This window comes from Streptomyces rubellomurinus (genome assembly GCF_000961885.1).
GTDB lineage: Bacteria > Actinomycetota > Actinomycetes > Streptomycetales > Streptomycetaceae > Kitasatospora > Kitasatospora rubellomurina.
Genome location: NZ_JZKH01000008.1, coordinates 44590 through 57214, shown reverse-complemented (window position 1 = coordinate 57214; position 12625 = coordinate 44590). Strand labels below are relative to the sequence as shown.

Sequence of the window (12625 nt, the reverse complement as noted above, 5' to 3'; positions counted from 1 at the left end):
TGCCGCTCCTGACAAGGGATCAGAGCCCTGGAGGTTTGGACCTCCAGGGCTTTTGTCCTATTTTTAACGGCTGGCAGAGGCAGTTCGAGCTTCCGAGCGTTCAGGAGAGAGCACGTGCTCAAGGGATTCCGCGACTTCATGATGCGCGGCAACGTCGTCGACATGGCGGTCGGTGTCGTCATCGGTGCCGCGTTCACCGCGGTGGTGACCGGCTTCGTGTCCGCCTTCCTCACCCCGCTGGTCGGTGTGGTGGTCGGCGCGGCCGGCGACTTCAGCTCGTACACGGCGACGATCGCCGGGGTGAAGTTCCCGTACGGCCAGTTCCTGAACGTGCTGATCGCGTTCGTGATGACCGCGGCGGTGCTGTACTTCTGCATCGTGCTGCCGATCGGCAAGGCCACCGCGCGCTACCTGCCGAAGAAGCCCAAGACCCCGATGCGCCCCTGCCCCGAGTGCCTGACCGAGATCCCCGAGGCGGCCCGCCGCTGCTCGGCCTGCACCGCCCACGTCGAGCCGCTGGTCGCCCCCACCGCGTACTGACCGTCCGGGTGTGACGGTGGTCGCCTTCCGGGGCCCCGGTTTTGGTCCACCCGAATCGCTGACGTAGGATGGACCGTCGGCTCACTCGTAGCGTGCTTCGGCACGCCCTCTTCCCTTCGGGGCTGGGGTGAATCCAGGTTCGCACGAGCGTTCCGCATACGGTAGCCGGTCCCGGAAGGTGGATCTCGCAGTTCATGGCTAAGAAGCAAGGCGCCATTGAGATCGAGGGCACCGTGATCGAGTCTCTTCCGAACGCGATGTTCAAGGTCGAGCTGCAGAACGGTCACAAGGTCCTCGCGCACATCAGCGGCAAGATGCGCATGCACTACATCCGCATCCTGCCGGACGACCGGGTCGTCGTGGAGCTCAGCCCCTACGACCTCACGCGCGGCCGGATCGTCTACCGCTACAAGTAAAGTCACATCATCGCCTCGCGGCGGTGGCGTCAGATCTAGACCCGGAGAACCTGAACATGAAGGTCAAGCCGAGCGTCAAGAAGATCTGCGACAAGTGCAAGGTGATCCGCCGCCACGGCCGGGTCATGGTGATCTGCGACAACCTGCGCCACAAGCAGCGCCAGGGCTGATCTCTCCCCAGCATTTCTCGTAGTACTTCGCGCGACGCGAAAAACGTCATACGCGGGCTGCCCGATCCGTCCCCACGGGGCCGGACTGCCACCCCCGGTCAGAGGCCGGGGCTCCCTCATCGAGAGATGACGGAGTAGGCGGCACGCCAGACCTCTGAAGAACCACAGGAGCCATGAATGGCACGCCTCGCCGGCGTTGATCTCCCCCGTGAGAAGCGGATCGAGATCGCCCTCACCTACGTGTACGGCATCGGCCGTACCCGCGCCCAGCAGACCCTCGCCGAGACCGGCGTCAACCCGGATGTCCGCGTTCGCGACATCACCGAGGAAGACCTGGTCAAGCTGAGCCAGTACATCGACGCCAACTACACGGTCGAGGGTGACCTCCGCCGTGAGGTGGCCGCCGACATCCGCCGCAAGGTCGAGATCGGCTGCTACGAGGGTCTGCGTCACCGCCGTGGCCTGCCGGTCCGCGGCCAGCGCACCCACACCAACGCGCGTACCCGCAAGGGCCCGCGTCGCGCGATCGCCGGCAAGAAGAAGCCGGGCAAGAAGTAGTCCGTCCCGTAACCGGACATCCCTCCGGCCCGCGGGTCAGCGGACCGACCACCTCAGTAGGAGAACAGACTTATGCCCCCCAAGGGTCGTCAGGCTGCCGGCGCGAAGAAGATCCGCCGCAAGGAAAAGAAGAACGTCGCTCACGGCCACGCGCACATCAAGAGCACGTTCAACAACACCATCGTTTCGATCACCGACCCCGCGGGCAACGTGATCTCCTGGGCCTCTGCCGGCCACGTCGGCTTCAAGGGCTCGCGCAAGTCCACCCCGTTCGCCGCGCAGATGGCCGCCGAGGCCGCTGCCCGTCGCGCGCAGGAGCACGGCATGCGCAAGGTTGACGTCTTCGTGAAGGGTCCGGGCTCCGGCCGCGAGACCGCGATCCGTTCGCTCCAGGCCACCGGCCTGGAGGTCGGCTCGATCCAGGACGTCACCCCCACCCCGCACAACGGCTGCCGTCCGCCGAAGCGCCGCCGCGTCTGACCCGATCGTCCCTTCGGGGACGACCCGGGCACGCTGGGTTCTGCTGTAAACCTCGTACGGGCTCCCGTTTCTTGCGGGAGCCCGTACGCTTGGTCCTGTCGGCATCAAATAGTGGGTGCCGAAGACAACTGGAGGATTCACCCCCATGCTTATCGCTCAGCGTCCGTCGCTGACCGAAGAGGTCGTCGACGAGTTCCGCTCGCGGTTCGTGATCGAGCCGCTGGAGCCGGGCTTCGGCTACACCCTCGGCAACTCCCTGCGCCGCACGCTCCTGTCGTCGATCCCGGGTGCCGCTGTCACCAGCATCCGCATCGACGGCGTCCTGCACGAGTTCACCACCGTGCCGGGCGTCAAGGAGGACGTGACCGACCTCATCCTCAACATCAAGCAGCTGGTCGTCTCCTCGGAGCACGACGAGCCGGTCGTGATGTACCTGCGCAAGCAGGGCCCGGGCGTCGTGACCGCCGCCGACATCGCCCCGCCGGCGGGTGTCGAGGTGCACAACCCGGAGCTGGTCCTCGCCACGCTGAACGGCAAGGGCAAGCTGGAGATGGAGCTGACCGTCGAGCGCGGTCGCGGCTACGTCTCCGCCGTCCAGAACAAGGCCTCCGGCCAGGAGATCGGCCGCATCCCGGTCGACTCGATCTACAGCCCCGTGCTGAAGGTCACCTACAAGGTCGAGGCCACCCGTGTCGAGCAGCGGACCGACTTCGACAAGCTGATCGTCGACGTCGAGACCAAGCCCGCCATGCGTCCGCGCGACGCCATGGCCTCGGCCGGCAAGACCCTGGTGGAGCTGTTCGGCCTCGCCCGCGAGCTGAACATCGACGCCGAGGGCATCGACATGGGCCCGTCCCCGACGGACGCCGCCCTGGCCGCCGACCTGGCGCTGCCGATCGAGGAGCTGGAGCTCACCGTCCGCTCCTACAACTGCCTCAAGCGCGAGGGCATCCACACCGTGGGTGAGCTCGTCGCCCGCTCCGAGGCCGACCTGCTCGACATCCGCAACTTCGGTGCGAAGTCGATCGACGAGGTCAAGGCGAAGCTGGCCGGCATGGGCCTGGCCCTCAAGGACAGCCCGCCCGGGTTCGACCCGACCGCCGCCGCCGACGCCTTCGGCGCCGACGACCTGGACGACGCGGGTTACGCGGAGACCGAGCAGTACTGAGAGACTTGACCGCGGGGGCGGTTCTGGAAGGAACCGCCTCCGCTGTCGTGAAAGTCGTGCGGGCACAGTGCCCGTACGCCCGTTGCGGTACCTGGTACGGCCGCAGTCGGAGATTCGAGGAGTAATTCCATGCCGCGTCCCACCAAGGGTGCCCGCCTCGGCGGCGGCCCGCACCACGAGCCGCTGCTGCTCGCCGGTCTGTGCCGGGAGCTGTTCCAGCACGGCCGCATCACCACGACCGAGGCCAAGGCCCGTCGGATGCGCCCGCTGGCGGAGAAGCTGATCACCAAGGCCAAGAAGGGCGACCTGCACAACCGTCGCCTGGTGCGCAAGACCATCACCGACGTGTCGGTCCTGCACACCCTCTTCACCGAGATCGCGCCGCGCTACGAGAACCGCCCGGGTGGTTACACCCGTATCACCAAGATCGGTCCCCGTCGTGGCGACAACGCCCCGATGGCCGTGATCGAGCTGGTCGAGGCGCTCACCGTCGCGCAGACCGCCGTCGGCGAGGCCGAGGCCGCCACCAAGCGTGCCGTCAAGGAGGCCGACGCCAAGGTCGAGGCCACCGAGACCGCCGAGGTCGAGGCTGCCGAGCAGGCCTGACACCGCTAGGTGTTCGCGGGCCCGCTTCCCCAGTGATGGGGGAGCGGGCCCGTTCCGCATCCATGGAGATTGGGAAGCAGTGCTCAACGATTGCGCCGAGCAGCCGCCGGTGAAGGACGGCCCCGCGCAGGGGTACGTCCGGGTCCGGCTCGACCTCGCCTACCACGGCGCCGAGTTCTCCGGCTGGGCCCGCCAGAAGGGCGGCCGCCGCACCGTGCAGGAGGAGATCGAGAGCGCGCTGCAGGTGGTCACCCGCAGCGCGGAGCTGTTCCCGCTGACCGTGGCCGGCCGCACCGACGCCGGGGTGCACGCGCGCGGCCAGGTCGCGCACGTCGACCTGCCGGCCGAGCTGTGGGAGGCGCACCGGGAGAAGCTGCTGCGCCGGCTGGCCGGGCGGCTGCCCGGGGACGTCCGGATCTACCGGGTCGGCGAGGCGCCCGCCGGGTTCGACGCCCGCTTCTCGGCGATCTGGCGCCGGTACGCCTACCGGGTCGCCGACCACCCCGGCGGCGTCGACCCGCTGCTGCGCGGGCACGTGCTCTGGCACGACCGGCCGCTGGACGTCGAGAAGATGAACGCCGCCGCGAAGCTGCTGCTCGGTGAGCACGACTTCGCCGCGTACTGCAAGAAGCGCGAGGGCGCCACCACCATCCGCACCCTGCTGGAGCTGCACTGGGACCGCGTCCCGGTGGACACCTACGCAGCGCAGGAGGGCACCCTCGCGGTCGCCACCGTCCGGGCCGACGCCTTCTGCCACAACATGGTCCGGGCGCTGGTCGGCGCGATGCTGCTGGTCGGCGACGGACACCGGCCGGTGGAGTTCCCCGGCGAGGTGCTGGCGGGCGGCGTGCGCAACTCGGCCGTCAACGTGATCCGGCCGTACGGGCTCACGCTGGAGGAGGTCGGCTACCCGCCGGACGACCAGCTGGCCGAGCGCAACCGCCAGGCCCGGCGGCTGCGCACCCTGCCGGGGCAGCCCGCGGTGGTTGGTTAATCGGTTTTGGCTCGGCGTGTCCGCTTGGGACAATCGTCCGCATGGGACACGTCGAGATTTCGCACCTTGAGTACTACCTGCCGGACGGGCGGGTGCTGTTCGACGACGCGTCCTTCCGGGTCGGCGAGGGCGCCGCGGTCGCCCTGGTCGGCGCCAACGGGGCCGGCAAGACCACCCTGCTGCGCATGATCGCGGGCGACCTCCAGCCGCACGGCGGCTCGGTGACGATCAGCGGCGGGCTCGGCGTGATGCGCCAGTTCGTCGGCACCACCGGCCGCGAGGACCAGCAGAACACCCCGGGCGCGCTGCCCGCCGACGCCTCGGTGCGCGACCTGCTGGTGTCGGTCGCCCCCGAGCGGATCGCCGTCGCCGCCCGCGCGGTGGACGCGGCCGAGCTGGCCATGATCGCCCAGGACGACGAGAAGACCCAGATGGCCTACGCCCAGGCGCTCTCCGACTGGGCCGACGTCGGCGGCTACGACTACGAGACCGACTGGGACGTCTGCACCACGGCGGCCCTCGGCATGCCCTTCGACAAGGCCCAGTGGCGCGGCCTGAGCACCCTCTCCGGCGGCGAGCAGAAGCGGCTCGTGCTGGAGGCGCTGCTGCGCGGCCCGGAGGAGGTGCTCCTCCTCGACGAGCCCGACAACTACCTGGACGTCCCGGCCAAGCGCTGGCTGGAGGAGGCCATCAAGGCCACCTCGAAGACCGTCCTGTTCATCTCGCACGACCGCGAGCTGCTGTCGAAGACCGCCGACAAGATCATCTCGGTCGAGTCCGGCGCGGCGGGCAGCAGCGTCTGGGTGCACGGCGGCGGCTTCGACTCCTTCCACGAGGCCCGCAAGGACCGCTTCGCGCGCTTCGAGGAGCTCGGCCGGCGCTGGGACGAGGAGCACGCCAAGCTCAAGAAGCTGGTCGTCACCCTGCGCCAGGCCGCGGCCGTCAGCCACGCCCTGGCCACCCGCTACGCGGCCGCCCAGACCCGGCTGAAGAAGTTCGAGGAGGCCGGCCGGCCGGAGGAGCCGCCGCGCGAGCAGAACATCACCATGCGGCTCAAGGGCGGGCGCACCGGCGTGCGCGCCTTCACCATGGAGCGGCTGGAGCTCACCGGCCTGATGCAGCCCTTCGACCTGGAGGTCTTTTACGGCGAGCGGGTCGCCGTGCTGGGCGCCAACGGCGCCGGCAAGTCGCACCTGCTGCGGCTGCTGGCCGGCGACGGGACGGTGGCCCACAGCGGCGACTGGAAGCTCGGCGCCCGGGTCGTCCCCGGCCACTTCCGGCAGACCCACGCCCACCCGGAGCTGTTCGGCCGGACCGTCCGCTCGATCATCGAGGAGGAGCACGCGCTCAGCCGCGGCGCCGCGATGGGCGCGCTGCGCCGCTACGAGCTGGACCGCCAGGAGGAGCAGAAGTTCGAGTCGCTGTCCGGCGGACAGCAGGCCCGGCTGATGATCCTCAAGCTCGAACTCGACGGCGTGACGGCCCTGTTGCTGGACGAGCCGACCGACAACCTGGACCTGGAGAGCGCCGAGGCGCTGCAGGCGGGGCTGGAGGCCTTCGAGGGCACCGTGCTGTGCGTCACGCACGACCGCTGGTTCGCCCGGACCTTCGACCGCTTCCTGGTGTTCGGCGCGGACGGTCGGGTCTTCGAGTCGCCCGAACCGGTCTGGGACGTCACCCGGGTCGAGCGCGAACGCTGAGTGACGGGGGGCGGGCCGGGAGGGGATTTTGACCCCTCCCGGCCCGCCCGGTAACCTGGACGCTTGATGTGCGTATTGGCTCGCTCTATCTCACGTGAGAGGTCGGTACGCCGGAGACATCAGGTCGACGACCAGCGGTCCCCCTTGAATTGCGTCCAAGGGTGGCCAGGCTGCTCTTCCGTCCGGGTGCTCCTGTCAGGACTCACTCACTGAAAAGCGAAGGCTACGACCGTGCGTACGTACAGCCCCAAGCCCGGCGACGTCCAGCGTCAGTGGCACGTCATCGACGCGACCGACGTCGTGCTGGGCCGCCTGGCCTCCCAGGCCGCCAACCTCCTCCGGGGCAAGCACAAGGCGATCTACGCGCCGCACGTTGACACTGGTGACTTCGTCATCATCATCAACGCCGACAAGGTGCACCTGTCCGGTAACAAGAAGACCCAGAAGCTGGCCTACCGCCACTCGGGCTTCCCGGGCGGTCTGCGCTCGGTGCGCTACGACGACCTGCTGGCGAACAACCCCGAGAAGGCCGTCGAGAAGGCCATCAAGGGCATGATCCCCAAGAACAGCCTGGGCCGTCAGATGCTCTCGAAGCTGAAGGTCTACTCGGGCCCGGTGCACCCGCACACGGCCCAGCAGCCGGTTCCGTTCGAGATCACCCAGGTCGCCCAGTAATTCCGGCCACCAAGCCCCCCATCACTGAAAAGAGCTGAGGAACACCGTGGCCGAGACCACTGAAACCCTTGAGGTCGACTTCGACGAGACCGTCGTCGAGGGCGAGTACACCTCCGAGGAGAGCTACACCTCCGAGTCCCTGGCCGGCCGCTTCGGCGAGGCCGTCCCCGGCGCCGGCCTGGGCCGCCGCAAGGAGGCGATCGCCCGCGTGCGCATCGTCCCCGGCACCGGCCAGTGGAAGATCAACGGTCGCACCCTCGAGGGCTACTTCCCCAACAAGGTGCACCAGCAGACCGTGAACGAGCCCTTCAAGCTCCTGGAGCTGGACGGCCGTTACGACGTCATCGCCCGCATCAGCGGCGGCGGCGTGTCCGGCCAGGCCTACGCGCTGCGCCTCGGCGTGGCCCGTGCCCTGAACGAGGCCGACGTGGACAACAACCGCGGCGCGCTGAAGAAGGCCGGCTTCCTGACCCGTGACGCCCGCGCCGTCGAGCGCAAGAAGGCCGGTCTGAAGAAGGCCCGCAAGGCGCCGCAGTACAGCAAGCGCTAATCGCGTCCCCGGGGGGTGCGGACCGCCCTGGCGGCGTCGCCCCCCTGGTCGCGCGAAACCGTCGCCCCGGAGTACCCCGTGTACTCCGGGGCGACGTGTTCCCCGGCTATCGTGCGGCGGCCGGGTCATCGGTGGGGTTCCGAGCATGGTGATGGAGGACGGGACAGTGGGACGACTCTTCGGTACGGACGGCGTTCGCGGCGTGGCCAACGAGGGCCTGACGGCCGAGCTGGCGCTCGGGCTGTCGGTCGCGGCCGCGCACGTGCTCGGCGAGGCCGGCGCCTTCGACGGCCACCGGCCGGTCGCGGTGGTCGGCCGGGACCCGCGCGCCTCGGGCGAGTTCCTGGAGGCCGCGGTCATCGCCGGCCTGGCCAGCGCCGGCGTCGACGTCCTGCGGGTCGGCGTGCTGCCCACCCCGGCCGTCGCGTACCTCACCGGCGCGCTCGGCGCCGACTTCGGCGTGATGCTGTCCGCCAGCCACAACGCCATGCCGGACAACGGCATCAAGTTCCTCGCCCGCGGCGGCCACAAGCTGGACGACCGGATCGAGGACGCGATCGAGGCCCACTACCGCACCCACACGCTCGGCGACGAGGACTGGAAGCGCCCGACCGGCGCGGCGGTCGGCCGGGTGCGCGAGTACACCGAGGGCTTCGACAAGTACGTCGCCCACCTGATCGGTGTGCTGCCCAACCGCCTGGACGGCATCAAGGTCGTCATCGACGGCGCCCACGGCGCGGCCGCCTACGTCGCCCCCGAGGCCTTCGCCCGGGCCGGCGCCGAGGTCGTCCACACCCTGGGGGCCGAGCCCACCGGCCTCAACATCAACGACGGCGTCGGCTCCACCCACCTGGACCGGCTGCGCGCCGCGATGAAGGAGTACAAGGCCGACCTCGGCATCGCCCTGGACGGCGACGCCGACCGCTGCCTGGCCGCCGACGCGGACGGCAACGAGGTCGACGGCGACCAGATCATCGCGATCCTCGCCGTCGCCATGAAGGAGGCCGGCACGCTGCGCCGCAACACCGCGGTGGCCACCGTGATGTCCAACCTCGGCTTCAAGCTGGCGATGCGCCGCGAGGGCATCGAGCTGGTGGAGACGGCGGTCGGCGACCGGTACGTGCTGGAGGCGATGAAGGAGCACGGCTTCGCGCTGGGCGGCGAGCAGTCCGGCCACGTCATCCTGCTCGACCACGCGACCACCGGCGACGGCACCCTGACCGGCCTGATGCTGGGCGCCCGGCTGGCCGCCACCAAGCAGCCGCTGGCCGACCTGGCCGCCGTGATGACCCGGCTGCCGCAGGTGCTGATCAACGTCAAGGGCGTCGACAAGGCGCGGGTGCGGACCAGCGAGGAGCTGGCCGCCGCCGTCGCCGCCGCCGAGGCCGAACTGGGCGACACCGGCCGGGTGCTGCTGCGCCCGTCCGGCACCGAGCCGCTGGTGCGGGTCATGGTCGAGGCCGCGGACGCGGCGCAGTCCGAGGCCGTCGCGCAGCGGCTCGCCGAGGCCGTCCGCACCCACCTGGGCTGACCCCCGCCGCTCTACGCAGGAGAAGGGCCCCGCTCGGTGCGGGGCCCTTCTCCTGCGCTGCGCTCAGAGCTTGCGCAGCAGCGCACGGCGGACCTTGTGGTCCTGGCCCTTCTGCAGGACCAGGGTGGCCCGGCCGCGGGTGGGCAGCACGTTCTCCAGCAGGTTCGGCTTGTTGATGGTGCGCCAGACCTGCCGGCCGTACTCCATCGCCTCCTCCTCCGGCACCTCGGTGAAGCGGCGGAAGTAGGAGTTCGGGTCCTGGAAGGCGGTCTGCCGCAGCTTGCGGAAGCGGTCCAGGTACCAGTGCTCGATGTCGTCGGTGCGGGCGTCGACGTAGATCGAGAAGTCGAAGTAGTCGGCCACCGCGAGCCGGGTGCGGCCGTCGTTGCCGGGCAGCGCCGGCTGCAGCACGTTCAGGCCCTCGACGATCAGGATGTCGGGGCGCTCCACCGTCAGCACCTCGTCCGGCACGATGTCGTACACCAGGTGCGAGTACACCGGCGCGGAGACCCGCTCCCTGCCCGCCTTCACGTCCGCGACGAAGCGCATCAGCGCCCGGCGGTCGTACGACTCGGGGAAGCCCTTGCGGGCCATCAGGCCGCGGCGGCGCAGCTCGGCGTTGGGCAGCAGGAAGCCGTCCGTGGTGACCAACTCGACCCGGGGGTGCTCGGGCCAGCGGGCGAGCAGGGCCTGCAGCAGGCGCGCGGTGGTCGACTTGCCGACCGCCACCGAGCCGGCCACGCCGATGATGAACGGCGTCCGGGTGCGCTCGGTGTCCGGGGTGTCCAGGAAGGTGCCCAGCGCGCCGCGCAGCTCGTGCGTGGCGTGGATGTACAGGTTCAGCAGCCGGGACAGCGGCAGGTAGACGTCGCGGACCTCGTCCAGGTCGAGGGCGGTGCCGAGGCCGCGCAGTCGCTCGACCTCCTCGGCGGTCAACGGCAGCGGCGTTCGCTCGCGCAGCGCGCTCCACTCGGCCCTGCTGAGGTCCACGTAGGGGGACGGCGAGGGGCCGGGCGCGGGGGCGCCCCGCGTACAGAGTTCGGTCAGCACATGCTCCATTGTGAGCCGTCGCCCCGTTCACGGTGGTTGTGGTGTCGGTCACCCAACGTTCCGGAGAGCCGGGAAAAGCGGCGCGAAACCGCCCTTATGCTGGCACGCATGTGCGGAATTGTTGGATATGTGGGCGCTCAGTCCGCCCTCGACGTCGTCATCGCTGGCTTGCAGCGACTGGAGTACCGGGGCTACGACTCGGCCGGAGTAGCGGTACAGACGCAGGACCCCGATGGGCAGTGGGTCCTGGTCACCGACAAGCGGGCGGGCAAGCTCGCCAACCTGGAGAAGTCGCTCGCCGAGACCCCTCTTCCCGGCGGCACCACGGGCATCGGCCACACCCGTTGGGCCACCCACGGCGGCCCGACGGACGCCAACGCCCACCCCCACCTCGACGACCACCTCAAGGTCGCCGTGGTGCACAACGGCATCATCGAGAACTTCGCGCAGCTGCGCGCCGAGATCGCCGAGCGCGGCCACACCCTGCGCTCCGAGACCGACACCGAGGTCGTCGCCCACCTGCTCGGCGAGGCCTACCAGGGCGACCTCGCCGAGGCCATGCGGGTCGTCTGCCGCCGGCTGGACGGCGCCTTCACCCTCGTGGCCGTCCACGCCGACGCGCCCGACGTGGTGGTCGGCGCCCGCCGCAACTCGCCGCTGGTCGTCGGGCGCGGCGAGGGCGAGAACTTCCTCGCCTCGGACGTCGCCGCGTTCATCGCGCACACCCGCGAGGCGATCGAGCTGGGCCAGGACCAGGTCGTCGAGCTGCGCCGCGACGCCGTCACGGTGACCAACTTCGACGGCACCCCGGCCGACGTGCGCGAGTACCACGTCGACTGGGACGCCTCCGCCGCCGAGAAGGGCGGCTACGACTACTTCATGCTCAAGGAGATCGCCGAGCAGCCGAAGGCCGTCGCCGACACCCTCCTCGGCCGGATCGGCACCGACGGCCGGCTCACCCTCGACGAGCTGCGGATCTCGGACGCCGAGCTGCGCTCCGTCGACAAGGTCGTCATCGTCGCCTGCGGCACCGCGTTCCACGCCGGCATGATCGCCAAGTACGCGATCGAGCACTGGACCCGCATCCCCTGCGAGGTCGAGGTCGCCTCGGAGTTCCGCTACCGCGACCCGATCATGGGCCCCGGCACGCTGGTCATCGCCATCTCGCAGTCCGGCGAGACCATGGACACCCTGATGGCGCTGCGGCACGCGCGCGAGCAGGGCGCCAAGGTGCTGGCGATCTGCAACACCAACGGCTCGACCATCCCGCGCGAGTCGGACGCGGTGCTGTACACCCACGCCGGGCCGGAGGTCGCGGTCGCGTCCACCAAGGCGTTCCTCACCCAGCTGGTGGCCTGCTACCTGGTCGCCCTGTACCTGGGCCAGGTGCGCGGCACCAAGTGGGGCGACGAGATCTTCGCCGTCATCCGCGAGCTCGGCGACGCGCCCAAGCAGGTCGAGCAGGTGCTGGAGACCATGGAGCCGGTGCGCGAGCTGGCCCGCTCCCTGGCCGACGCCCGCTCGGTGCTGTTCCTCGGCCGCCACGTCGGCTTCCCGGTGGCCCTGGAGGGCGCGCTCAAGCTCAAGGAGCTGGCGTACATGCACGCCGAGGGCTTCGCGGCGGGCGAGCTCAAGCACGGCCCGATCGCGCTGATCGAGGAGGGGCTGCCGGTCGTGGTGGTCGTGCCCTCGCCGCGCGGGCGGTCGATCCTGCACGACAAGATCGTCTCCAACATCCAGGAGATCCGGGCCCGCGGCGCCCGCACGATCGTGATCGCCGAGGAGGGCGACGAGGCCGTCGTCCCGTACGCGGACCACCTGATCCGCATCCCGGTCACCCCGACCCTGCTGCAGCCGCTGGTCTCCACCGTCCCGCTCCAGGTCTTCGCCTGCGAGCTGGCCACGGCCAAGGGCCACGAGGTCGACCAGCCGCGCAACCTGGCGAAGTCGGTCACGGTCGAGTAGTGACGGCGCCGGCGCCCCTGCGGTGGCTGTGCCCTACCGCAGGGGCGCCGTGTCGAGCGTTGACTTCCAGAACGAGCGCGATGCCGGCTGGCAGTGACCACGGCTCCTGCCCCCGGAAGGTGCGGTCACGATGATCTCCTCCCAGGGTCGGAAGAGTTCGATCGTGAATCCCTGGGGCACGTGCAGCCTCAGGAACGCCTGAAGGAGATCCACGAGTGCCAA

General features: G+C 70.0%; 14 protein-coding genes. 13 read left to right on the top strand and 1 reads right to left on the bottom strand.

Going from position 1 to position 12625, the window contains the following annotated elements:
* The first annotated feature begins 114 nt into the window (after positions 1-114).
* The 12 genes from mscL to glmM all read left to right on the top strand — a co-directional run bounded on the left by mscL (position 115) and on the right by glmM (position 9388).
* Entirely contained in the window at positions 115-540 is a 426-nt protein-coding gene (gene mscL, locus VM95_RS06250) for a large conductance mechanosensitive channel protein MscL (protein WP_045693037.1), read from the top strand.
* A 194-nt stretch (positions 541-734) separates the two neighbouring features.
* Positions 735-956 (top strand): translation initiation factor IF-1, encoded by a 222-nt coding sequence (infA, locus tag VM95_RS06245; RefSeq protein ID WP_003956442.1) that lies wholly within the window; start codon positions 735-737, stop codon positions 954-956.
* A gap of 56 nt (positions 957-1012) precedes the next feature.
* A complete protein-coding gene (gene rpmJ, locus VM95_RS06240) occupies positions 1013-1126 on the top strand; it encodes a 50S ribosomal protein L36 (protein ID WP_003956441.1) in 114 nt (37 codons plus the stop codon).
* Positions 1127-1303: 177 nt separating this feature from the next.
* The gene (rpsM, locus tag VM95_RS06235; protein ID WP_030259703.1) at positions 1304-1684 is read left to right on the top strand and encodes a 30S ribosomal protein S13; all 381 of its coding nucleotides are present in this window, start codon (positions 1304-1306) and stop codon (positions 1682-1684) included.
* 72 nt (positions 1685-1756) lie between these two features.
* Positions 1757-2164: a 30S ribosomal protein S11 gene (rpsK, locus tag VM95_RS06230; RefSeq protein ID WP_030232513.1), complete on the top strand. Its 408-nt coding sequence runs from the start codon at positions 1757-1759 to the stop codon at positions 2162-2164.
* Between the two features lie 145 nt (positions 2165-2309).
* Positions 2310-3332, top strand: a complete 1023-nt coding sequence (locus tag VM95_RS06225) for a DNA-directed RNA polymerase subunit alpha (RefSeq protein WP_030055844.1) — start codon at positions 2310-2312, stop codon at positions 3330-3332.
* Between the two features lie 129 nt (positions 3333-3461).
* On the top strand, positions 3462-3938 hold the full coding sequence (rplQ, locus tag VM95_RS06220) for a 50S ribosomal protein L17 (protein WP_045693036.1): 477 nt from the start codon (positions 3462-3464) through the stop codon (positions 3936-3938).
* Positions 3939-4017: 79 nt separating this feature from the next.
* Positions 4018-4932, top strand: coding sequence for a tRNA pseudouridine(38-40) synthase TruA (gene truA, locus VM95_RS06215; RefSeq protein WP_045693035.1), 915 nt, complete (start codon positions 4018-4020; stop codon positions 4930-4932).
* Between the two features lie 41 nt (positions 4933-4973).
* A complete protein-coding gene (locus VM95_RS06210) occupies positions 4974-6632 on the top strand; it encodes an ABC-F family ATP-binding cassette domain-containing protein (RefSeq protein WP_045693034.1) in 1659 nt (552 codons plus the stop codon).
* A gap of 231 nt (positions 6633-6863) precedes the next feature.
* The gene (rplM, locus tag VM95_RS06205; protein WP_045693033.1) at positions 6864-7307 is read left to right on the top strand and encodes a 50S ribosomal protein L13; all 444 of its coding nucleotides are present in this window, start codon (positions 6864-6866) and stop codon (positions 7305-7307) included.
* 46 nt (positions 7308-7353) lie between these two features.
* A complete protein-coding gene (gene rpsI, locus VM95_RS06200) occupies positions 7354-7857 on the top strand; it encodes a 30S ribosomal protein S9 (protein WP_045693032.1) in 504 nt (167 codons plus the stop codon).
* A gap of 166 nt (positions 7858-8023) precedes the next feature.
* Complete coding sequence (glmM, locus tag VM95_RS06195; protein ID WP_045693031.1) at positions 8024-9388, top strand: phosphoglucosamine mutase; 1365 nt, start codon at positions 8024-8026, stop codon at positions 9386-9388.
* Positions 9389-9451: 63 nt separating this feature from the next.
* Here the strand turns inward: glmM and coaA are convergent, their stop codons facing one another.
* Entirely contained in the window at positions 9452-10447 is a 996-nt protein-coding gene (gene coaA / locus VM95_RS06190) for a type I pantothenate kinase (RefSeq protein ID WP_045693030.1), read from the bottom strand.
* Positions 10448-10546: 99 nt separating this feature from the next.
* On the opposite strand from coaA, the gene glmS reads away from it, so the two are divergent.
* Positions 10547-12403, top strand: coding sequence for a glutamine--fructose-6-phosphate transaminase (isomerizing) (gene glmS, locus VM95_RS06185; protein ID WP_078859640.1), 1857 nt, complete (start codon positions 10547-10549; stop codon positions 12401-12403).
* The last annotated feature ends 222 nt before the right edge of the window (positions 12404-12625 follow it).